The following is a 24,209-nucleotide window of genomic DNA, read 5'->3' as shown; positions in this document are numbered from 1 at the left end:
CGGTTCCATTATCTGTGAATAGGTTGAAGACAAACCGGTTGATACACTGCACTTATTGATAGAAGGTGGCCACGCTAAAGTCAACGTGACGCCGGCCGATAATGATGCAACGCATCGGATGCGATGGAAGGGCTGCACCGTAAGCCCCTCGGCGTGAAACGAGACTTCCTGGATTCGTTTTAGAAAGGAGTACGAAAATGGATGCGCCTGAGCGAGTGACCCGGCCTCGCTTTCACGTACGGCAACTCATGCAACGATCGACCTGGACGCGTAGTCGCCGACGGTAAGTCGTGCGATCGCAGCCTGAGCGCTTGCACCGGGAGACGTGACGGTGGCTGATATCAGTGCGACTGGTTCCACAAGATCGGCAACGTGCTTGCGCTACAGCCGGACCACGAAATTGGCCGCGGCCTTCCCGATACGCGGCCCGTACCAGCGGCAGCCCATCCAGAAGAAGAGGCGATTGAGCCAGCGAGCCGGCCACGGCATCGGCCGCAGCACGTCCACCAGCAGGATCGCGCGGATCCCGTCGCTGTGATTGACGATCTCGTGGTTCCAGCTGTCGTCGAACATCATGCTTTCGCCGGCTTTCCACGTATAGACCTGGTCCTTCACCCGGATCGACGGCGGGTTGGTCTCGGGTACGCGCAACGCCAGGTGATAGCGGATGTAGGAGCGGGTGGGCGCCGAATGGGCCGGGATCGACTTGCCCGGGTCGAGGATCGAGAAGAATGCCTGCGCGAGGTCGGGGATCTGATCGAGCAGCGCGGTGGTTCGCGGCGCGAGCGCGCGATTGTGCTCCGGCTTGACGCCGTAACTGAACAGCATGAAGACGTTCCAGCGCTTGTCGCGGTGATAGCGCCCCGATGCATGAATCAGATCCGTATCCAGCTCGTGATATTTCGGCATCTGATCCTGTTGCGGCAGGAGCGCCTCGAGTTCAAGCCGGATCTCTTCCTTGTGCTGGTCGAGACAGCGTAGCGACGGGTAGATGCGGTCGATGTCGAAGAACACCGGTCGCCTGCGCCCGCCGCAAAAAAGATCGAAGAACGGGATGAACAAATAGGCCGCGTTATACAGCGCGATATTCTTGCGGAGCCAATGCAGTAAGGACTTAATTTTTAAATTCATGCAACTCCCTTTCGCATGATGGTTTTTCATCCTTCCCGATGAATATAATGTGTCAATCAATTGACAAAAATTGATCGAGACTCGCCGTAAACACCCCGTAATGCGATTGCGAATATTTAAAAAATGCACACGCGTACCTGCAGTTATAGGAAACGCATCCGCTATCCCGCAACCCCCCAGTTCTGTCAGGTTGACACGCTCTTTTTCGCATAACTAGAATCGGCGCAGATTCTTTGCAATCAGACCAACGCATCGGGGAAAGCATGACGCCACTCAACGAGCGTCTCGCTGCACACGCGACATGCTCGACCTGTCGCGCGATCGACATCGCACCAATCGAATCAGATATCCGACCCGGTTAAACGAATGCCGTTTGGAGACATCGGCACGCAATCGGGCGGGCGAATGTATTGCACACATTTATGTGCGTGGATCGAAATTAATACGCAAAACATGAAAATGTTCGAGGCGCCAATAAATCGTTTCATTATCCCAATCAATTGGGCGGAGTGTTGCCGCCAATTCTTCTTTTTATTTGACCGTACCGGGGGCGGCGCCCTTTCCGGTGTCGGTCCCGTCGAAGGGGTTGAGTTCGCGTCGTTTCCGGACCCGGCCGCGCATGAGTTGACGAAGCCGCGCGTGCCGCATGCCGGGGCGACCGGGTTGTCGCTGTTCGTCTGTTCTGTCCAGGCGTTACCGCCGATGCGCGCGTTGCGCAGACGCACCGCCTTACCAGCCGGCGAGGTTCGCCCCGCCTGTCACTTCACGAGCATATGGGGGTTTGCATGGTGACTTTGACGAGTACCGAGGCACAAATTCTTGAAGCGCGTCTCAAGCTCTACGGCAACACGCTTGCCGATCTCGAGGGCAAGTCGCACAACACGGGGCAACTGGCGCGCAACGAAGCCGGGCGCGCCGTGCGGTTCGGGCATCCCGACGGCGGCGCGGACGTGGCGGGCGAAGTGCGGGTCGTGAACGACATTGCCGAGATGAAGCGTCTCGGCGGCGTGCCCGACTACCACTACACGAAGGAGCACTTCGGCGACAGTCACATCGACTATCCGCCGCCGCCGCCGCAGTCGGCACTCGTCGCGGTGCAGCAGCATGCGGGCGACGTGTGCCGGCTGCAGGACGCGCTCGATCCCGCGACGCTCGCGGATGTCGACCGCGCGTCGAGAGCGTATCTCACCGGCAACTCCGCGCGGGTCAAGGACTGGGAGCCCGTCATCAACGCGCTGTCTTTTCCGCTGCAGGGGACGGTGGTCAACGCGGGCGACGTGGTGGTGACGCCGGGCAATCCGCTCGTGATCAACGGGCCGGGGCCGGTCGCCTATAACGCGAAATCGATCACCGTCGAACCGGGCGGCCAGATTCTCGTGAATACCGAGGTGACGTTCAACGTCGGCGTGTTCAACATTCTGTCCTGACAGGGGAAATCCACATGGGTACGACGACGATCGGCTCGGTGTCCGCGTCCGGTTACGCTGGGCAGACCGGGGCACAGGGTACGGCAGGCGGCACGGGCAGCCCGGGTTCCTCCGGTTCGGCCGACAACAAGGGGCGCTGTTCGAGCAGCGGAACGGGGGGCGGCACCGGCGGCAACGGCACCTACGGCGGCACGGGCGGCAACGGCGGCAAAGGGGCGGCCGCGGTCGGAGTGACGTTCACTTCAGCGACCATCAACGGCATCCTCTCCATCCAGACGTCGGCGGGCGCAGGTGGCGGGGGCGGCGGCGGCGGCAGGGGCGGCAACGGTGGCAATGGCGGCTCCGGCGCGGGGGCCAACCAGCAGTGCCCGGCCACGGGCGCCGGCCGGGGCGGCAACGGCGGCCAGGGCGGCAACGGCGGCAACGGCGGCAGCGGCGGCGACGGCACCACGGTGACGGTGACGTACGGCACCCTCAACGGCAGCATCATCTGGGGGACGGGAACCACGCCGACCGGCGCGCCCGGTGGCGCCGGCGGCGGTGCGGGCGAGGGCGGCTCGGCAGGTAGCAGCGGCACGGGCGGGGCCGGCGGGGGTGGGTCCGGCAGCCCCGGCAATCCGGGCTCTACCGGAGCGCCTGGCAGCCCGGGGAGCCCGTGTCAGTTGAGCATCATCCAGAAGCGACTCGCATCCATGCTGGAATGGGAGGCCCAATGACTACCCCCCCGGTCATCACCATCAGTGCCCCGCCCGCGGGCCCCGGTCGTCCGGGCAGCCCGGGCGCGGCGGGGCTGCCCGGCGAAAACGGACTGCCCGGCAGCTACTCGGATCGCGTCTGCTATCCGTCGGGCAACGGCACGCCCGGGCAAACGGGCGGCGCGGCGAGCAACGGCACCGCCGGCATCACGGGCGGTTCCGCGCCGCAGTGCGTGATCTACCTGGGCGGCACGCTGAAAGGCACGCTCACGATCCTGAGCACCGGCGGCACCGGCGGGGCGGGCGGGGCGGGCGGCAACGGCGGGCCGGGCGGGGCAGGCGGCAATGCCGGCCAGAATCCGCAGGCGTCGTGCCTCACGCAGAACTGCGTCCAGCCGGCCCACGGCGGCGAGGGCGGCAATGGCGGCGCGGGCGGCAATGGCGGCAACGGGGCGCCCGGCGGGAATGGCGGCGACATCTACGTCTACTACAGCTCCGAAAACCAGACTGCGTACATCGCACCGTCGTCGATCGGCGGCGCGGGTGGGCAGGGCGGCACGGGCGGCGCGGGCGGGCTGGGCGGCGCCGGCGGGTTGAACGAGCTGGTCCAGGGGAAGCCGCAGACGCAAGCGGCCTCGGGCGCACCTGGTCAAGCGGGACTCCCCGGCCAGAACGGCGCGCCCGGCGGTAACGGCAAGGTCGTCGTGACAGCGAAGCCGACGGCACTTCTGGCGGCCTGAATCGAGGGCTTTCTTGCACCTCGGTGCTGCCGCCGATTTCAACGGCGCGCCGTGTCATCCGTGCGATGACGCTGCGCGCCGCCCGGCCTCGTCATGCGCGGCCGGGGCCGGCGGTGGCCCGACCAACCTGGTTGCGGACATGAGCATCTTTTCCTATAGCGCGCAGGACGCCGCATTGATGGCGAGTCTTGCCGAGCAGGCTGCGGCGAACCTCGACAATGTGAATCCGCCACCCGGCTGGAGCGTGGCGCGAACCTTTCGCGACGGCCTGTACGGCGCGCAAGGCTATATCGTCGTGGGCAACCTGCCGTCCAACGGCGAGATCGTCGCCATCGTGGCGATGGGCAGCACGTGGGACGACTACACGCAGGGCGTCACGTCCGCTGGCCTCCAGCTGGTGCCCGTCACGTTCGGTTTGCCGGCGAGCCGGGCGGCGGCGTTCGCCGCTCATACGCTGGCGTTGCACCGGCAGTTGCACACGTTCTCGAAGCCGTTGCGCGAATGGGATCGGCAAGACGAACTGCGCCGGGTGCTGGCGCTGCCGCAGCAGATGCGCGCGAGCAGCGACGCGTTTCGACGCACGCTCGACGACTGGCAGGCCGCCTGTCCGGTGCCGGGCGAGGCCGAAGGCGCAACCCGCCTCGCGGGCCAGCAATTGCTCGACGCGGTGCGCGACATGGTGGCCGCGACCGATCCGGCGCACCATGCGCCGGCGCTGGAGCGCGCGATCGCCCGTGTCCACGGGACGCTGTTCGCGTCGGTCGCCGCGATCGACGGCCGGGTGCAGGTGGGCTACCTGTCGATGTGGAACGGCGTGCAGGACGCGCTGGCGGACGCGTTGATCCAGGTCGGGCGGATGGATGTGTTCGCGAAGCAGTTCCCGGTGGTGTTCGCCGGCATGACGGCCGGCGGCCCGCTCGCGCAGCTTGCCGCGGCGTACGCCGTGCCGCGCAACAACTGGGGGCCGTCGCAACAGTCGCCGGTGACCGACATCGCGGTGTACGCGCTGTCGTCTCCCGCGTTCAGCGACACGAGCTTCGCGAATGCGTTCAACGGCGCATTGCCGACCGCCTATACGGTGAACGCGAGCGGCGTGGACTTCTTTCCGTCGGCGCCGACCCGGAGCGACACCGTCCAGCTCGCCGCCACCGGACAAACGCAAACGCTCCCCGCCAGCGTGCCGACCTACGATGCACCGTGGGCGGAGCGCACCGCGTGGTTCTACGGGCAGGCGCTCGGGTTCGGCGCCTACCTGCGGCAGCCGTGCTGCGCGGATTGCGCCGAAGCCGATACATTGCGCGACTACGCCGGATTCGCCGTGCGGGCGACCCCCGGGCAATATGCGCCGGAGACTGCCGCGCCGCTGTCGATCCTGTGCGCGCTCGCCTATCAGCGCTTTCAGCATCCGGACACGACCGTCGCGCCGCCCGCGCCGTGGGTCTATGCGGCCGACATCACCGATGGCGACAACGTGACGTGGGGCGCCGTCTTCGTCGACCCCGCCGGCGGCCGGATGACCATGGCGTTTCGCGGCACCGTGTCGGCGCTGGAACTCGTGCAGCGCGTGGCCGATACGTCGGTCTATTACCCGCCGTGGTTGAAGGGGGCGCCGTCCGATGCGGGCGTGGGCCAGGGCATCGGCACGCTCTACGACGCGCTGCGCGGCAATTTCGCCGCGGCCATCCAGGCGGCCCGCGCGAAGCTGCCCAACGGCATCCGACAGTTGCTGCTGTGCGGCCATGACGCAGGGGGCAATCTGGCGAGCCTCGCGATGCTGGACATGACCCAGAATCCGCTCGATGGCGTGCCCGCACCCGCGCAAGTCTATGCGTTCGGGCCACCCCCATTCGCACTCCTCACATTCACGCGCTTCTACAAGACGACGGTGCCGGAGAAGTCGGTGTTCCTGATCGCCCGGGTGGCCGACGTGGTGCCGCAGTTCAGTCTCAACTACACGGTATACGGCGTCGGCGATCCCGTTACGCTGACCGGCGGGGATGCCGATCCCGTCAACGGCAACAGCTACCACGCGATCAGCAGCTACATCGCGTTGCTCAACCCCGGCATTGCCGCCGGGCCGGGCGTGAAGGCGACGATGGCCGACCTGTCGGAGGTCGCCGGGCTGCCGGCGGCCGCGCATGCGCTGTTCAGCCGCGCGCTCGAGCAACGTGGCATCACGCCGGGGCAGGTCGTGCACGGCGTGCTCGACAGCGCATCGACCGACGACGGGGTGTTGCGCATTGCCTGGTCGTCCCGGACGCAGTTGGCCAGCAGCCTGCCGAGCGTCGGACTCGATCCGCGGCGCATGGACGCCTATTTCGCCGTCGAGGGCATCCGCGTGCGGCCTGGGCACCGCCTGCTGATGGAGGCCGATGAAGGGCATGCGCTGCATCTCGTGGCGGGCAGCGTCGTACTCGAACCGGGCGCGCGCGTCGACGTCGGTGCCAGGGTCATCGCGAATATCGGCCTGCTGCAAGGCGCGTCCGGCGGCGAGCCGCCGTCCGTGCTCTCGATCGTCGGCTCGCCGGGGAGGGACGGCATGCCGGGCGGTGACGGCCAGCCCGGACGGGACGGTCAGTGGCCCGGCATGAGCGGTTCACCTGGCGGCTGCGGCGCCCCCGGCGCTCCCGGCGGCCCGGGCGGCGACGCGTCGAACGCCGAGTTGAACGTTGGCGTGATCGCCGGCCGTCTTCTCGTGGTGGCCGGCGGCGGCGCGGGCGGTCAGGGCGGGCGCGGCGGCCGCGGCAGTTCGGGCGGCAACGGCAACGGCAATGCGCAAGGCGGCGCGGGCGGCATGGGTGGGGCAGGCAGCGCGGGCGGCGCGGGCGGGAAGGGTTCGTTCGTGAACATCTACTTCGAGCGCCTGGGGCCAGGCGGCAGCGTGGCAGTCGACGCGAAGCCGTCCCAGGGCGGACTCGGCGGCGCGGGCGGCGCCGGTGGCGCGGCCGGCGCGGGCCGGCCGGATGGCACGGGCGGCCCCCATGGCCCGAGCGGCCCGGCGGGCCCGAACGGTCCGGCCAGCGTGGTCACGCTGCGGCAACGCGCGTAACGCGGCTTCACACCCACAGGGGCGGCGCATTCGCGGCGTTCCTTCGTACAGGAGTCCAGCGGCATGAACCAGCCAACCAGTCCCGAGCTGTTGAGTCCGTCGACCACGCCCATCCTGATCAACGGGCAACGCCTCGATCCTACCGTGGCCGCGCTCGGCCTCGCGGTCGGGCTGCTGAGGCTGGCCGGCGACGGGCCCGTCTATGCGCTGAACGGCGACTGGTTCGCCGATCCGGTGGGCAACATCGGCAAGGCGTTCCGGGACGACGGCGGGGATCTGGCCGCGTTGCTGGTGCAACTGCTCGGACAGGTGGGCGGCCACGCGCTGGGCCTGCCGGTCAGGAACCCCGGCAGTCTCGGCCAATGGATGCCGATCAACAATCCGTCCACCGGCAAGCCGACGGGCGTGTACCTGGTGTCCGAGACCGACGCGGCCGGCGCGCAGGTGTTCGGCCTCGGCGTGATGTATGTCAGCACGTTTGCCGCGTCGGCCCTGCCGAGCGGCCCCGCGAGCGTGGACGTGTCGCTGTGGGGAAGGCTGCCGCTGCTGAAGCTCGGGAAGGGCGAGTTCGCGCTCACGCTCGGACAGCCGGGTTATCCGCTGCAGGTGGGCATCGCCGTGGGCGCGACGGGAGACGGCAAGATTGTCGATCAGGACGGCTTGTCGTTCAGCGGCGGCAAGCTCACCGCGAGCATCGACATGGCAGCGCCGTCGGTGGACATCGCGGTGCTGGTGCAGCAACTGCAGCTCCCCACCGCCGTCGAGCCGCGCGACTATACGCTGGCCGATCTGCAGGCGATCTCGTCGATCGAGCTGATCAGCACCATCGCCACGCTGGGCGTGATCGCGCTGAGCGACGTGGTCGGCGATGCGCCGCAGGCGCGTTACCTGTTGCCGGTGCTCGGCCTGTCGCCGCGGGCAACGACCGGCGACGCGCAGGCGCCGCTGCTGCCGCTGCTGCCGCTGCTGCGCTGGGATACGGTGGTGCAGCAGGCGGTGTCCGGCGGCGATCCGGCCCAGCCTTTCATGACGTGGTTCGCGTCGCTGTTCGCCGATCCCGCGCTCGGCCGCACGTGGCTCGGCTACGTGGCGGGCCTGATCGGCGGCGCACCGGCGGACGTCACGGGCGGCGGCACACGCGACGAACCGTACGCGCTGCCGCTTCTTCATCTCGACGGCGTCGGTTCGCTCAACTTCACGGCCGCGACGGTCGTCGACGCGCAAGGCTTGCGCACGTTCTATCCGGGCCTGTCGGTGCGGTCCGAGGCCGCTGCGCTCGGCAATGCGGCGCGGCTGAATTTCGGCGGCGCGCTGGAACTGGGGGCGTTTGCGCTGTCGGCGAAGCGGCCGGCCGTCACGCCGCAGATCCGTTTCGACGCGGGCCTGCGCCTCGACGGGCCGAAAGCGGGCGCGCCGCTGTTTTCCGGCAGCGTCGGCGGCAAGGCCTATGTGTTCGACGCGCTCGTGGCGGGCATCGGTCTCGGCGTGGGCGAGTCCGGCCCGGTGATTCTGCCGCGCTTCCAGCTGCTCGGTGTGAGCACGCCCAACGGCAGTTTCGACCAGCTCGACCTGCTGCAGCCCGGCAAACTGGTGGATCAGTTGATCACCGAGGTGTATTCGCTGATCGCCGGCGCGTTCACCGAACTGTTCGGCAGCACGGCCGCCAGCTTCGGCGGCTATGCGGCGGCCATCGTCGGGGTGACGCCGCCCGACACCGGCGCAGCCTCGTGGCCGGATGCGCTGGTGCCGCCGTTCAGTGCGAAGGGCATCGCCGCGTCCTACGCCGATCCGGCGGGGGCGCTCGGCGCCTATTACGCGAAGTTGCTGTTCGGCGGGATCGAGGTCGACGGCAAGCCCGCGTTCCAGGCCATCGTGCAGACCTTCGCCAGCCTGCTCGCGCAATCCGGCGCAGCGACGGTGACGGGCAGCGGCACGCGGGCCGACCCATGGCTCGCGCCGCTGTCGAGCACGCCCGTGTCGCTGCTGGCGTATGCGGTGCCCGCCACCGACGGAACGCTCGCGGGCACGCTCGTGCTCGGCCTCGCGTTGACCCCGAAGCTGGAGATCACGGGCGGCCCCGCACTGACGCTGGCGGTGACGCTGGAGCTGCTGCAGCTGGACGTCGCGGCCGGCGGGGCCGGGCTGGCCGGCGCGCAGGTGCTGCCCGCGCTCGCCGCCGCGTTTGCGCTGCCGGACGGCTATACGACGCCCGCGGTCGCCGGCGCGCAGCTGCGCGTCGCCAGCAGCGGGTTCTCCGCGCGCTGGGCGCGCGAGCAGGGCTGGGTCTGGGACATGCGCGTCGGCCAGCCGGCGGTGATCGTGAACGGGACGTCGATGCCGGTCGGCACCGACATGGTGTTCACGGAGGCGAGCGCACTGCAGGATCTCGTGACGCAGGCGGCCGCGACATTCGCGCCGCTGCTGACCCGCCTGCTCGGCGTGGCCGCGTGCCGCAGCGGCACGCGTGGCGGCCTCGCGTTGACCGCTATCCTCGGCCTGCTGCCCGATCTCGCGGCGCAGATGCCGCCGGGCGTGACCTGGCCCGCGTCGATGCCGACGCTGACGCCCGCCAATTTCAACGATCCGCTGGGCGACATCAACGCGCAGCTCGCCGGCGTGTTCGGCAGCACCGACGCGGCCCGGGCCGCGCTCGGCCTCGCCGGCTGGGCCGCGTCGTCCGCTGCGCGTGCGCCGGACATCGCGGGGGCCGGCACCTACGCCGCCCCGTTTCGGGTGCCGATCGGCCTGCCGTTGCCGTTCGATCTCGGCGTATGGATCGATCCGGCCGCGTCCAGCGTCGGGCTGGGCGCCGCGCGCGGCATCGCGACCACGGTCGGCCATACGGCCTGCACCGTGACGCTCGCGGGCAATCTCGTCGAGTACGCGCTGGGCAAGGCCCCCGCGCCGGCCCAACCGATGCTGCCCGCGGCGCTGCTGTCGGCTGTCTTCACCGGCACGGCCGGGCCGTTGATCGACGATCCCGCGGGGATCGGCACGCTCGGCAGCCTGACCGTCGGCTGCACGATGGGGTGGCAGCAGGGGCGCTTCGTCCTGCAGCCGCTGCTGACGCTGACCGACGTGAACTTCAAGGGCTATCTGCCCGCGAGCACGCTGTCGCTGCCGCCCACCAGCGCCGCGCCGAACCTGCTGGACGCGTTCGGCGGCCAGCTCAATCTCGCGGTGGGCGCGGTGTTGCAGCAGTTCGGCGCCAACCCGACCTTCGAGACCGTGCTGGATCTGCTCACGCGTCTCGGCCTGATGCAAGTGGATGCCAATACGGGCCGCATCGTGGGCATCAATGCCGGCGGCTTCAACGCGCTGGTGTCCGATCCGCTCGATTTTCTCTGTCAGGGCCTGTTGCGGCTGTTGTCCGGCGACGCGCCGGCCAGTTTGCGCGACGGGCAGACGCCGCGCCAGCAACTGCTCGACCTGTGGTGGCGGCTGCTCGGGGTGACGCCGCCGGCCGCGCCCGTCAGCCTGCTCGCGCTGGGGCACGCGCTCGGCCTGCTCACCGATGCCGACACGGGCTACGCGCCCGTCCCGTCCGCGTGGCTGCCGCTGCTCGCGCGGCCCGCGCAAACGCTGCCGAGTCTGTTCGCCACGCTGTGGAACGACAAGGTCGCGCTCGCGGCGCTGCTGAGCCAGTGGCAGAGCAATCTCGATCAGGTCGCTTACGGGCCGTTCACGCTGTCGGTGAAGGACGGCAACCAGTTGAGCCTCGAGATCGCGGAGACGGCGCCCGTGATGGTGGGCGGCATCCTCGCACTGTCCGGCGCCGCCAGCTTCAACTTCCTGACCGGCACGCTCGACACCGCGTTCGACGCCCGTCTGACGCCGGTCGGGCTCGGCATCTCGACCCTGCTGGACTATCCGCTCGGCGGCGGTGCGAAGGGGCCGGGCTTCAGCGCGTTCGCGACGTTCGGCGGCACCGGCCTGCCGGCGCCGCTGCCGGTGCAGTTCTGGCCGTTCGACACGGGACGCTTCGTGACGAGCCTGTCGAAGGTCGCGCCGGCCTACGCGCTGGGAACCTTCGTCACCGGCGTGGTGGAGCCGCTGCTGCTCAATCCCTATCCGCTCGCGCAGGCCGCGTTCAGCGCGTTCGGGCTGGCGTGGCAGGACGCGGGCGGGCGCTGGTACCTGAAATCGCCGCTCGGCCTGTTCGAGCAGCCGCTGCGCTGGCTGCTCAACGACGCGGTGGTCGGGCTCGACGGTCAGCTCAACATCGCGCAGATCGCCAAGGTGCTGGCGCTGATTCCTGCCGCGGGCTCGGGGTCCGGCGTCAGGGTCGAGCCGGTGGCGCAGGGCATTCGCGTGAGCGGGCTGCCGTACAACGTCGCGATCGACTTCATCGCCGACACCGGCGCCCAGCGTTTCATGGTGAAGCCCTTGCTCACCGCGCCGCTGGACCTGAGCGTGGACGCCGCGCGCATCGATGCGCTGCAGTTCGCGTTGTCGCTGGATCCGTCGTTCCAGCCCGGCTTTACTGCCGGCGTGACGGTGTCCGGGCAGGTCGGGGCGCGGCGGCTGTCCGTGGTGAGCGGCTACGACCGTGGCTTTCTGCTGTCGTTCGGCGCGGGCAGCGGTGCGCCGGCGTTCGTCGTGTTGCCGTTCCCCGGCTGGCAGACGCTTGTCACCGAGGCGATTCAGCAAGCCGTGCCGCTGCTGGTCGAGCAGTTGACCGGCGCGCTGCTGGACGCGCTCGCCACCGGCGGCGCGGCCGACTTCGCGCAGCGCTTGCGCACGGCGGGCGCCGCGCTCGACGTGAAGGCGCTGCTGACCCGGCTGGTGAACGTGAGCGGACCGGCGCAAGTGCCCACCCAGGCGCTGGCGTGGCTCGGCGACCGGCTCTCCACCGCCCAGGCGGGCAAGACCATCGGCGCGGTCACGACACTGCTGAATGGCGTCGTCGCCGGCGTGAGCCAACAGGGCAACCTGATTGCCTACCAGCCATCGCCGAACCTGCCCGTCACGCTGCTCGCCGGGCTGGACACCAGCACCACGCCGGGTCGGCTGGGCCTGTGGGTCGAGCTCGATCCGCCCGCCGTCCCGCTCGTGAAACTGCGCGTCGGGCGCAGCGGCCTGAGCCTGCCGTTCAATGCCGACGGGACGCCGGCGAGCGGCACGCCGCTGTTCCAGCTGCAGGCGTCGGTGTGCGCGCCCATCGAGGGGGCGCAGGGGCCCGCGCTCGACATCGCGTTCGACACCGCGGCGATGCGCTTCACGCTGAGCGTCGATCCGATGGGCGGCGGCGCGGAACCCAGCCCGTTGGCTCGCGCGCTGCTGCCGAAGCCGTTCGGCCTGACGGACCCGAAAGCGATCGCCGCGGCGGCGGGCCAGTGGGCGCTGGCGATCCTCGTCAACGTGGTGCCGCGCTACGTGTCGATGGTCGTGCTGAACACACCGGTCGTCACCAAGTGGCTGGGCACGCCGCTGTTCCCTGGCGCCCAGGGGCCGAGCGCCGGCCAGATACTCGTCGGCAGCCAGGTGCTGCTGATGGAGAAGAACCAGTACGTGCTCAACAGCTTCGACGCGCTGCGCGCGCTGTCGGTGCAGGCGTTCCTCGCCGGCCTCCTCACCACGCTGCTGTCCACCCGGATCAAGGTGCTCACGCTGAATCAGACCGGCGGGCTGTGGATCGGCCCGCAGCCCGGCACGACCGGCAACTACGGCATGGTGCTGCAGTTGCCGGATCTGGTCCTCAAGTCCAGCGTGCCGCAGTTCAAGCTGCAACTGGGTGCGACCGACAGCGACTGGATCGCGCAGACCGGGCTCGACGCCACCCAGCTGCAACCGGGCATCGGCGTGTTCGTGCCGGTCGACGCCACCACGCCGCATTTCGACCGGTTGCGCCTGCAGCTCGTCAACGTGGGCGTCGATTTCGCCGGAAGCGACGCGAATCCGCTCGTGAACCTCGCGCGCTTCAAGATGAAGTCGGTCGGCCCGCGCGGCCTCGTGACCTTCGACTTCGCGCAAGCCGGTGTGGTCACCCAGTACGGCGGGGCCGTCCTGCTCGAGCAGATCGCGCCGTCGCTCGTGCCGAATGCGGGCGGTAGCGGCGCGAATCCGATCGCGCAGAACCTGCTCGGCAGCGGCAGCGAGACGTCGCCCGATGCCGCCAATCCGCCCGCCAGCCCCGCGTTCTCGGCCACCGCGGCCTATGGCCACCAGGTGACGCCCGCGAAGGGCGGGCTGTGGGTGCAGCTCTACGACGCCCAGGGCCAGCCGTCCCAGCAGGTGGTGGTGCCGGTGCAGCGCGGCTTCGGCCCGCTGTACGTCAACTCGATCGGCGCGGGCTGGCAGCAGGCCGCCAAGATTCTCGACGTGCTGTTCGACGGCTCGGTGAAGCTCGCCGGCCTGCAGCTCGACGTGATCGACCTCGACGTCGGCATTCCGGTCACCGATCCGACCAACTTCGACGGCTACCGGCTCGATCTGCGCGGCCTCAACGCGAGCTTCAACGGCGGCGGCATCGACATCGGCGGCGGGCTGCTCAAGACCACCGTGCCGATGCTGAGCTACACCGGCCAACTGGTGGTGAAGACCGCGGGGTTCTCGCTGGTCGCGCTCGGCGCCTATGCCGAACTCCCGACCAACGGCGGCACGACGCCGTCGCTGTTCGCCTTCGCCAACCTGAACATTCCGCTCGGCGGGCCGCCGCCGTTCTTCATCGAGGGGCTCGCGTTCGGCTTCGGCTACAACCGCGACATCACGATCCCGGCGGTGGGCGAGATCCAGCAGTTTCCGCTGGTCCAGGGCGCGCTCAGTTCGAGCACGTTCGGCGCCGACCCGACGCCGGAAAGCGCGCTGCAGGTGCTCGCCAACGTGGTCGCGCCATCGCTCGGGCGCTACTGGGTGGCGGCCGGCCTGCGCTTCAGCTCGTTCCAGTTGCTCGACACGTTCGCGCTGCTGTTCGTCAAGTTCGGCCGCAGCTTCGAGATCGACCTGGTCGGCGTGACCGCGGCCGCGTTGCCGCCCAAGGTGCCGCGCTCGGCGGCGATCGTCTACATGGAACTGGGGCTCATCGTCTCGTTCAAGCCCGACGACGGCGTGTTCTACGCGGAGGCCCAGCTCACGCCGAACTCCTTCCTGTTCGCGCCGGCATGCCGGCTCACCGGCGGCTTCGCATCGTATCTGTGGTTCAACCCGCCGCCCGTCGCCGGCGGCCCGCGACGCGGCGACTTCGTCGTCACGCTGGGCGGCTACAACCCGGTCTTCTCGCCGCCCAAGTGGTATCCGGCACCGCCGCGACTGGGCTTCAACTGGCCCGTGACCGGATCGGTGAGCGTCGCCGGCGGCGCCTACTTCGCGTTGACGCCGTCGTCGGTGATGGCGGGCGGCTACTTGCGCGTGCAGTTCCACGCCGGTCCGTTGCGCGCGTGGCTGAACGCGGGGGCCGATTTCCTGATCGCCTGGCAGCCGTTCTGGTTCGAGGTGGACATCTACGTGGACGTCGGCGCCGCGTTCGAAACCACCATCCTGGGCGTGTCGATCACGCTGTCGATCGATCTCGGCTGCACGCTGCACCTGGAAGGGCCGCCGGTGCATGGCTACTGCAAGGTGCACTGGTTCATCATCTCGTTCACGATCCCGATCGGCAGCGGCGGCAACGACGACACCGCGACGCTCGACTGGAGCGGTTTCGCCACGGCGTTTCTCCCGCCCGCGAAGTCGCCGACGATGACGGGCAGCGGCATGCGCCTGGTGGCGGGGCCGGATGCGCCGCCGGAACCCATCAAGACGCAGGCGCTGGCCGGGCTGCTGTCCACGCTCGACGACGGCACCTGGGTGCTGCAGAGCCTGCCGTTCACGATCAGCGTGGAGACGGCGATTCCCGCCACGCAGTCGAGCGTCGCGAACTGGAGCGGCGACGCGTTGCCCACGGGGCCCGAGATGGGCGTGCAACCCTGTTCGCGGTTGAACGTGACCACGCCGTTGCAGGTCAGCGTGCTCGACGCCGGCGGCAAGGTCGTCACGCTGCCGGTGGCCGGGGTGCGGGTCGATGCGCAACTGGGCAGCGCCCCCGCGGCGCTGTGGGGCAATCAGGCCTTCGATCCGGCGGCGCCATCCGCGTCGGGCGACCAGTTGCTGGCCGACACGGTGAACGGCGTCGCGCTGTCGGTCGTCGCCGATATCGAGCAGAACGTGATCGGGCCGATGGAGCTCGACGCGGTGTTCAGCTTCACGCTGCTGCCGCCCAACCGGCTGCCGTTCGGCAGTGGGCCGCACTACAGCCCGGCCGCGCCGATGGATCAGGCAAATGCGCTCACGCGCCTCATGAACAGCATCATGCAGCCGGCGGTGGTATCGGCCCGCAACGCGATCCTGGCCGCGGTGCAGGCGCAGGGCGTGCCCGTCGTGCCGACGCCAAACCTGTCGATCGTCGCCGCGCTGGGATGGGCGCTGTACCAGGCGCCGCCGACGCTGGCTCGCCTGACCGAAACGCTGGCGGCGGTGCCGGGCTGGAACCTGCCGGCGCCGGCCGGCGCCGGCGCCGCGCAACCGGTAGGCGACGCCGCGCCGCGCGAGGCGGTGCGGCTGCTCGGCGGCCTGCGCCGTTACCGGATGCCGGGCACGGTCGCGCTGCGGGCGGCGCAGCCGGCGGGCTTCCGCGTCGAGCGCACGACGACGGGCGGCCGGCGGTTCGATCCGGTGGCCCTGCACACGGCGCCCGCGACGCTGGCGCACAACTTCGGCATCGCGCGGCAGGCGGACGACGGGCTCGCGATGCGCGTGAACGAGGGCACCGTGGTCGCCTGCGCGGTCGACTCGCGCGAGCGCATCGCGCTCACGCGCCAGGGGGCGCTGCCGGTGCGCGCCGTGTGCCTCGCCGGCAACGATGCGCTGCTGGGCGAATGGCTGCTCGACGACGGGGTGGCGCGCGCAGCGCCCGACGGCACGGCCACCGTGCTGTTCCAGGGCACTTCGGTCGGTCCGCAGGCGGCCGTGGGCTGGGAGTCCGGCGCATGGCTCGCGCGCGCCGGATTCGACACCTTCGTCGGCGACGGCTATCGCGTGCATCCGCAGGCGGCGCCGCGCTACGACCTCGCCCGCGCGTTGCGGCCGCGCCTGACCGAACTGAGTGTGGCGGACCTCGCCGCGCACAACCGCGTGCGCACCGACGCGGGCATTGTCCCCGGCTGGTTCGATACCGTTTTGCCGGCGGGGCTGCGCAGCATCGCCGTCATGGTGGAGGGCAGCGAGGACGTCGATGCGGCGTCGCGGGCCGTGCTGTCGATCGACGGGAACGGCGCGCGTCCGGCCGTCACCCGTGTTCTCGCCGAGGGTGTGCTGCTCGTGTATGCCGTCGACGGCGACGCGGCGGAAGTCGTCGTGCGTACGCGCAATCAGGACGCGCTTCAGGTGCAGGCCGTGCTTGGCCTCGCCGACGCGCCGGAGACGGTCGGCCTCACGCCCGTGCAGGCCGCGAGTTACGGGGTTCGCCTGGGCAGCACGGTCGCGCCGTCGAGCCGCGTCGCCATCCACATGGTGTCTGCCGAAACAGAGGAGGTCGCTTCATGAGCCTGGGCCACGATATTCCCGTCTACGTCGACGGCGAGCTGCAGCCAGGGCAGATCGAGTTCATCCAGTCGTGCCGGCCGCCGCTGATGGCGGGCGACTACCAGCTGGCGTGGAAGCAGCAGGTGGTGGGCGTGGCGAGCGGTACGGCGCCGGCCTATCAGGGCACGCAGGCGTTCAAGGTGTCCGGTCCGCGCTTCACGTTGCCCGCCGACAGCGTGCAGTCCGTGTATCCGCCCGCTTCGCAGAGCGGCAACTTCGCGGACGTGATGCCGCACATCGTGCTGAACCGCGCGACCTTGCCTTGGGAGCGTGCGCTGCCGGGCGGCGACGGCACGACGCCCTGGCTGGCGCTGCTGCTGCTCACCGACGACGAGCTGGCCGGCGCCAGCGCGAAGTCCGTGCCGGTCGCCCGGTTGCTGCACCCGGACAACGGCGCGCAAGGTCCGGCGATCGACCCGGCCACGCTGCTGCCCGGCGACGGCGAGAGCCTGTGCAACGTCATCGACCTTCCCGCCGCGCTGTTCGGCGCGCTCGCGCCGACCTTGCAGGAAGTGCCGCTGCTGTGCCATGCGCGCAAGGTGAACACGGGCGACAAGGAAGAACTGGGCATCAACGCCGACGGCACGTTCTCGGTCGTGATCGGCAATCGGCTGGTGCCGGCCCGGTCGACGACGGAGACGGTCTACACCGCGTTGCTGGTGTCGCTCGAAGGGTGGGGCGCGCAATTGCCCGGTTACGCCGCGGACGGCAGCACGCCCGTCGGCAACACCGGCGCGGCGTCGCAACTGCGGTTCTGCGTGCTCGCGAGCTGGGGCTTTCGCGCGAGCCCGGGCGTCGGGAGCTTCAGCGGACTGATGCGCAACCTGTCGCGCCCCGGCGGCATCGGCATGCTCATGTATCCGCACGATGCCGACGTGGGCAACCCGGACGCACAGACGGCGCTCGACATCGGCTTCGTGCCGCTCGTCAACGCGACCCGCGCCGGCGAGGAAACCACCTCGTGGTATCGCGGGCCGCTGTCGCCCGCGCCGACCAATCCCGCGGCCGTCCGGGCGGCGAAGTACAGCGACACGTTCATCCGCTACGACCCGGCGACGGGGCTGTTCGACCAGAGCTATGCGGTCGCCTGGCAGATCGGCCGGTTGCTGGGGCTGTCCGACGCGGCATTCGCCCGCGCGATGTTCGACTGGCGTCGCGGCGTGATGCAGCAGCAGTTTGCGAACCAGGCGCAACGCGCGCTGCTGGCGCGGTTGCCCGGCGATCCGGCGCTCGCGCGGCTCGCCGCCCCGCGGCATCCCGATGTCGCCCCCGCGCTGCAGCACAAGGCGGCGCTCTTCGACGTCGCGCGAAGCTACCTGCTGGACGCCGGCGACGGTGCACCGACGCTGCCGAAGGTGATCCCGCACGCGCGCCGGGCCGATGCGTTGCGCTCGAAGGCGCTGCGGCGCCCGCCCGTGCTGCGCGCGCTCACCGACGACGAGGCGCTGGGCGACCCGTTGTTGCAGTTGATCGACGACGTGCTGGGAGGGCGTTCATGACGTTCCGTACCGGGCCATCAGCCTCATCTGGGAGAAGCGCATGAGATCCGTGATCGATCGAACCCGGCAACTGGCCGACCTGGCCGACGTGGTCGTGCAGCAGGCCAGCCTTGCCGTGCCCGGCGCCGCGCCGGCGCGCGTGGGCGCAGCGCCGGCCCCCGCGCCCGCGGTGGCGCCGGATCTGCCGCAGTCCTGCAAGGACTGGCTCAGCGAACTGGTGCTGCTGTACGGCGTACCGTTCGACTACCTCGTGCCCGTGGCCTCGATGCTGCCGCCCGAGACCATCCGCTTCTTCTATCTCGACCAGAACTACACCAACCGGCTGATCGACGGTGCGGCGAGCATCGGGGTCGGCTCCAGCCTCGAATCTTTGACGTTGCTGGGCCAGATCGAGAACGTGATCGACCAGACCTTGCAGAATCTCACGGCGGTGCGTGCGGCGCGCACGGGCCTGCCCGCCGCCGCGAGCCCGGGCGCGCCCAGCGGCTTCCTGCTGCGGTCGGCCGCGGTGTCGGGCTGGCCGGGGATCGAGGTGACCGCGACCGACGCGAGCGGCCGCGCGCTGCCGCTGCTGCGGCTCGATCGCCTGTCCACCGATGTGCTGATCTGCCTGCTGGGCGGGACGCCGGCCGAGGTGCGCATTCACCAGCCAGCGGAGAGCCTCCATTTCGGCGTGATCGACGACAACCAGGGCAATTACTTCGCGTCGCTGCGCAATGTGAGCGGCGCGAACGCCGGCAAGCAGATCGGCACGCAGACCGTGCCGGTGAGCCTGCGGACCGGTTCGGTGGCGGACGTGGTCGACGTGAGCAAGACGCACGCCGCGCTGGCTGCCGCGCTGCGCGCGGCCGGGGCGCTGCCCGCCGAGGGCCTGACGGGCGCCGGGTTCGCGATCGAGATGGTGCAGAGCGCCGGCGTGCAGCCGTTCACGCCGACGGGTGCGGGAAAGGAGGCCGGGCAATGAGCGAGATCGTCAATCCGATCTGGGCAGGCCCGTGCCTGTTCGTGCCGATGTATACCGACGCGCTGTTGATCGGCACGCCGAATCAGACGCAGGCGACCTGGGCGAATACGCGCTTCGACTATTCCGCGCTGCCGTACGGCACGCCCGCCGCGAGCCCGTTCTCGACCGACGGCGGCACGCCGACGACGGGCCTGCACCTGACCTGGACCCTGCCGTCGGCGCTGCGCAGCGGGCAGCAACCCGATGCCGAAGGCGCGGTGCGGTTTCCCGCCGTGCCGAACCGGTGGCTGGTCACGCGATCCTACGTGGCGCAGGACGGCAATCCGCCCGAACTGACCGCGTGGGTGCTGCAGAGCGACTACACCGGCGCGGAGGGCACCACGTCGTGGCCCGCGCCCGACGACCCGCTCGGCTATACCCGGCTCGGCAAGGTGTACACGCTGGCGAGCTGGCAGGCGACGCCCGGCGCGCAGCCGCCGTTTCTGCAGGCGATCGCACCGGGCAACGTCGCGTTCGCTTCGGTCTACGCGACGACCGGCAATGTGTTCGCGTTTCACGATCCGCTGCCCGACACGGCGCAGGGCGCGTATGCATACAGTGTCATCGGCTGGTATGCGGCACCCGGCGACGATCCGCTGTTCGGCCCGGACGGCGGGTTTGTCGACGCGCAGCAGTGGCAGGCCCTGATGGATGCGCGGGACTGGTCGGTGATCACGGCGGTGCCGACCGCCCAGGCCGCGTGGCAGGCCTGGCTGCTGGCCAATCCGGTCACCGGCGGCCCGCCGCTGACGCCGGCGCAGCACGATCTCGCGTCGCAGACGCTCTGCCACGCGTTCCTGCACAGCATCGAATGGAAGGGCGACGCGCACGCGTATCCGCTGTACACCGATCCGGCGTTGTCGCCGGAACCGCCGGCCGTGTCGATCGGCAGCAACGCGGCCGAGGCGCTTGCCGCGTGGATCGCCAGCACCATGCCGGTCGCGGTGCAGGAGGAAGTCGAGACGATGCTGCTCGCGTTCCAGAGCGGGCTGATCTTCGACTACGCGACCGACCGCGCCCGCTACGAGATGGTGACGCAGGCGGCCCGGTTCGGATCGATTCCGTCCGGTGACGTCTGGGTGGTTTCGCGGCCGGGCGATGCCAACCAGTCGCTGGCCGCGCAGGGCGGCAACAGCACGCTGCCGCTGGACCCCGGCCAGACGCGCGCGCTGGGCACGCTGAACGCATCGCAACGGCAGCTCGACCTGGCCGACGCGGCATTGCAGTCGTTGCAGCAGGCCCTCTACGTGGCGCTGTGGAAGCAAATCAACTGGACGCCACGGGTCGGCATCCCGAAGAAGCAGGTGCAGGATTACGTCGCACTGCTTTCCAACGCCGACACCGGGCTCATTCCGGTCACCCTGAAGCAGATCGCGCAACTGACGACGCAGGTGCGGGACGACACGGCGACGTTGCGCGGGCTGCTCGGCAAGGACTACGAATTGAGCAGCATCAAGGCGCCGCGCAACTATGCACCGATGGATCCCGTGGTGCTGGTGGCCGGCGCGGGCACCGACAGCAAGCTGGCCCAGCCGGGCGCGTTTGCCGATGCGCGCGGCGCGGCCGGGCGTTTCACCGGCCAGACGCTGAGCGCGCTCACGTTGGCGGTGCCGCCCGGTTCGGCCACGCAGGTCACGCTCGACGCGGCCGATTTTGCGTCGGTCCTGCCGACGGGATCGGGCATTCCGAAGGAAAGCCCGGCGTTCTGGGTCGAAACCGTGTTGCTCGATCCGGCCAACGCGCGCTGGATGGCCAAGCTGGCCTATGCGAAGGCCGGTGTGTCCGCGCCGACCGACGCGCAACTGCAAGCGCTGGCCGACGTCATTCGCGCGCAACAGGCGCTGCCGTTCAGCGACGAGGGGCTGGCGCTCGCCGACGGCGACCTGCTGGCCGCCGCCGTCGGCTTCGAGGGTGTGCCGCCGTCGCCGGTGTCGGTCGACCCGTGGGTGACGCCGTGGACGCCGATCTATCTGGACTGGCAGGTGGGCTGGTCGCCCAGCGCCCCCGACACCAACCTGCAGGGCATGCTCGCGGATTGGTCGCTCGACGATGTCGACTATGTATGGAACGGCACCCGCATCGCGCCGCCGACCGACATCTACACCGGCCGCACCACGCTCACCCCGAACCAGGCGCTGGGGCTGAACGTGTCGATCGAGCAGTTCCTCGCCGTGCCGGCCAACGTGCAGAAGCTGCTGAAATTCGACGTCGATGCGCTGCGGCAGACCGCCGCCGCGCTGACCAACCTCGACGTGCTCGCCCAGTCGCTCGGCGGGCTGAACGAGCAGTTCGGCATGCGCCTCGCGCAGCCCACCAGCATCATCGAAGCCCCGCAGGCGGAGATGACGGGCGGCGTCAGCGGTTTCATTCCCGCCGCGACGGGCACGACGTTCTATCCGTTCCGCGCCGGGCATTTCACCATCCAGAAGCTGTGGGTGGTGGATGCGTACGGACAGGTTCTCAAGGCCGTCGACACCAACGTCAACGTGCGTCCGGTCGTCGCGCAATCGATGAAGACCGCCGGCGTGCCGGGCACTGCCCAGGTGGTGCCGCGCCTGCTCCAGCCGAGCCAGCTTGCGTCGTGGCTGGTCGATGCGAAGAACGACGGTCAGCCGAGCAATTCGTCCGATGCGACCAGCCCCGTGTGCGGATGGCTGCTGCCGAATCACCTCGACACGAGCCTGACGGTATTCGATGCGGCCGGGCACAACCTGGGCGCGCTCATCATGATCGTCAACGATCAGGGCGAGGATGCCGTGCGCTGGGATGCGGTACCCGGCGTCGGCGCGCCGCTGGGTGCGCCGCCCGCGATCGACAATCCGCACCTGGCCGGATTGGTGAACGGCATCCTCGCGCAGGGCCGCAACCAGGTCGGCGCACTGCAGGCGCTGCTCGACGCGATCGACGTGACGTTGTGGAAGACCGATCCGCTGGGGCAGCCCAACAGCGGCAACCTGTCGGTGCTGGTCGGCCGGCCGCTCGCGGTGGTGCGCATGGCGACGTCGCTCGGCGTGTCCGGGCAGCCGTGGGTGCGACAGAACTGGAGCGCGACCGGCAAGGACGAGGACGGCGGCCTGACGCGGGTAACGTTGCCGGTGCGCGTCGGCGATCACGGGCTCGACAACAACGGTACGACCGGCTACTACCTCGGCGACGACTACGGCACCTTCTACGCGGCGCACGGCTATACGCCGAGCCTCGGGACGCTGCGCCGGCTGCTGTCGTCTCGGACCGACGGCATGGCCGAGCGGCTCGCGCAGGCCGTGCGCGAGCTGCCGCGGCTGGCGGCGCCCCAGGCGCCGAACCCCTACGTGGTCACGGACGCCACTTACACGCTGCCCGCCGACGCCACCACCCGCCAGTACCTGACCGTGCTGGTGGACCCGCGCGGCCAGATCCCCGTGGTATCGGGCGTGCAGCCCGTCGACTACGTGGCGCTGCCCGCCGGCCCGGTCAGCGCGGCATTGCAGACCATGTACGTGACGTTCCGCATGGGGCCGCTGCTGACGGATCCGGTGAAGCTCACCATGCCGTTGCCGGGCGCGGTGAGCGGCACCTGGACCTGGATCGAGCGCAGCGGGGTGTCGGTCTGGCGCGAGGACGGCAACATCGTGCAGCCGGGCGGCGAAGCGACGCTCGCCAATACACCGCCGACGCTGCGCGAAGGCTGGCTCAAGCTCGGCGGGGCTTTCAACGGGAAGGACGAGTGACATGGTGCTACTGCAGATCGAACGGAACCTGCGCGAGACCTCGACCACGCTGCTGACCTACGACGTCGCGCCAACCGAGGTGCCCACCGGCTCGACCGCGGAACTCGCGTTCGCGGCGTTCAACCGGGGAACGTCGGACGTGACGTTCACGCGCGCGAACAGCGACAGCGTCACGATCACGCTGCCCGCCACGCTGACGACCGCGCTGTCGGCCGTCGGCTACCAGTCGCTGTCGCCCGACTGGGGCATCAATGCGCTGTCGGGGTCGCCCGGCTCGTTCCTCGTCAGGCCGTTGCGCGCGAGCGTGACGCTGGCGCCGGGCCAGGGCTTCGGCGTGCAGCTCAACAACATCCAGGTCGACGGCAACAAGGGCAGCACCGTCGACGTGGAGATCGACGAAAGCGTCGGCGACGCCTACGGCAGCACCGAGCTGCCCGTGACGATCGGTGGGCCGCAACTGTCGATCAGCGCGCTGGCCAGCCCGACCACGGTCACGCTCGACCAGCCGTCGACGATCGCGTTCACCGCGATCGGCGGCGCGTATGTGGAACTGATGCCGGGCGGCCAGCGCCAGACCTGCACCGGCGATGTCTATCAAGGCCTGTTCCGGGTCGTCCCGCAGCCGCCGTCGACCACGTATACGCTGACCGTTTACGACGACGCGTCAGGGCATGCGAGCACCGACGTGACCGTGCAGGTGGGCAAGGTGGCCGTGCTGGATTTCGGCCCTGCCGGGCTCGACGTCGGATTCGACGACACCGTGACGCTGACGTGGCGTTCGCAGTACGCGACGCGGGCGACGCTCACGCCACAGACCATCACCCAGGTGCCGGTCCAGGGCTCGCGCGCCGTGAAGCCCGGCCAGCTGGCGCCCGACAACGCGAGCGAGATCACTTTCACGCTCACGCTGCAAGGGTACGGCGGCCCCGTGCAGCAGCCCCTGCGCATGCGCCTCAAGCCCATGTCCATCCTCTACTTCGGGTTGCCGCCCGGCAGCGCTTTCGCGCAATTCCAGATTCTGAACGGGCGCGGCAACGCCGAGCAGAACCCGCCGCCGTTGCCGCCGCAGCCCCCGATCATCTGGCGGTTGACCGCAACCGGGCCGGGCGGGCCGCAGGTTCGTTACATCGGCCCGGGCCCCTGGCTGGAGTGCCAGTACTTCGTGGTCGACAACCAGACGGTGCCGCCGGGCGCGAAGGTCACGTTCAGTTGGCAGACGCTGAACGCGACGACCGCGAAACTCAACGGGCAGGCGGTTCCGCTCGCGCTGAACGGCGCCACCGGAACCGGGTCGACCCAGGTGACGGTCGACCGCACCACGACCTATGTGCTCGAGGTCGGCGACGCGCAGGGCAATACGCAGGGCAACCAGATTACCGTCACCGTCGCGCAGTAGC

11 protein-coding genes are annotated in these 24,209 nt (G+C 69.7%); 10 read left to right on the top strand and 1 reads right to left on the bottom strand.

Features of this window, described 5'->3' with window-relative positions; translation table 11 throughout:
- Positions 1–381: 381 nt before the first annotated feature.
- A complete protein-coding gene (locus R9B84_RS18140; RefSeq protein WP_423760749.1) occupies positions 382–1,161 on the bottom strand; it encodes an aspartyl/asparaginyl beta-hydroxylase domain-containing protein in 780 nt (259 codons plus the stop codon).
- 336 nt (positions 1,162–1,497) lie between these two features.
- Between R9B84_RS18140 and R9B84_RS18135 the strand changes: the two genes are divergently transcribed.
- The 10 genes from R9B84_RS18135 (at position 1,498) to R9B84_RS18090 (ending at position 24,208) form a co-directional block, all read left to right on the top strand.
- Positions 1,498–1,923 (top strand): hypothetical protein, encoded by a 426-nt coding sequence (locus R9B84_RS18135; protein WP_423760748.1) that lies wholly within the window; start codon positions 1,498–1,500, stop codon positions 1,921–1,923.
- Entirely contained in the window at positions 1,917–2,558 is a 642-nt protein-coding gene (locus R9B84_RS18130; RefSeq protein ID WP_423760747.1) for a hypothetical protein, read from the top strand. Before R9B84_RS18135 ends, R9B84_RS18130 begins: the two co-directional genes overlap by 7 nt.
- 14 nt (positions 2,559–2,572) lie before the next feature.
- Positions 2,573–3,274, top strand: coding sequence for a hypothetical protein (locus R9B84_RS18125; protein ID WP_423760746.1), 702 nt, complete (start codon positions 2,573–2,575; stop codon positions 3,272–3,274).
- Positions 3,271–3,993, top strand: coding sequence for a hypothetical protein (locus tag R9B84_RS18120; protein WP_423760745.1), 723 nt, complete (start codon positions 3,271–3,273; stop codon positions 3,991–3,993). Before R9B84_RS18125 ends, R9B84_RS18120 begins: the two co-directional genes overlap by 4 nt.
- 139 nt (positions 3,994–4,132) lie before the next feature.
- Entirely contained in the window at positions 4,133–7,042 is a 2,910-nt protein-coding gene (locus tag R9B84_RS18115) for a lipase family protein (RefSeq protein ID WP_423760744.1), read from the top strand.
- A gap of 63 nt (positions 7,043–7,105) precedes the next feature.
- Entirely contained in the window at positions 7,106–16,561 is a 9,456-nt protein-coding gene (locus R9B84_RS18110; protein WP_423760743.1) for a DUF6603 domain-containing protein, read from the top strand.
- The gene (locus R9B84_RS18105; protein WP_423760742.1) at positions 16,558–18,099 is read left to right on the top strand and encodes a hypothetical protein; all 1,542 of its coding nucleotides are present in this window, start codon (positions 16,558–16,560) and stop codon (positions 18,097–18,099) included. Before R9B84_RS18110 ends, R9B84_RS18105 begins: the two co-directional genes overlap by 4 nt.
- Positions 18,100–18,139: 40 nt before the next feature.
- On the top strand, positions 18,140–19,063 hold the full coding sequence (locus R9B84_RS18100; RefSeq protein WP_423760741.1) for a hypothetical protein: 924 nt from the start codon (positions 18,140–18,142) through the stop codon (positions 19,061–19,063).
- The gene (locus tag R9B84_RS18095) at positions 19,060–22,812 is read left to right on the top strand and encodes a hypothetical protein (protein WP_423760740.1); all 3,753 of its coding nucleotides are present in this window, start codon (positions 19,060–19,062) and stop codon (positions 22,810–22,812) included. The genes R9B84_RS18100 and R9B84_RS18095 overlap by 4 nt, the downstream gene beginning before the upstream one ends.
- Position 22,813: 1 nt before the next feature.
- Positions 22,814–24,208 carry a hypothetical protein gene (locus R9B84_RS18090; RefSeq protein WP_423760739.1) on the top strand — a complete coding sequence of 465 codons (1,395 nt, stop codon included), beginning with the start codon at positions 22,814–22,816 and terminating at the stop codon, positions 24,206–24,208.
- Position 24,209 lies beyond the last annotated feature (1 nt).

Origin of the sequence: Burkholderia sp. NLJ2 (genome assembly GCF_049487195.1) — a bacterium.
Classification (GTDB): domain Bacteria; phylum Pseudomonadota; class Gammaproteobacteria; order Burkholderiales; family Burkholderiaceae; genus Burkholderia; species Burkholderia pyrrocinia.
The sequence above is the reverse complement of the archived record's forward strand: the minus strand, read 5'-3'. Positions and strand labels throughout refer to the sequence as shown.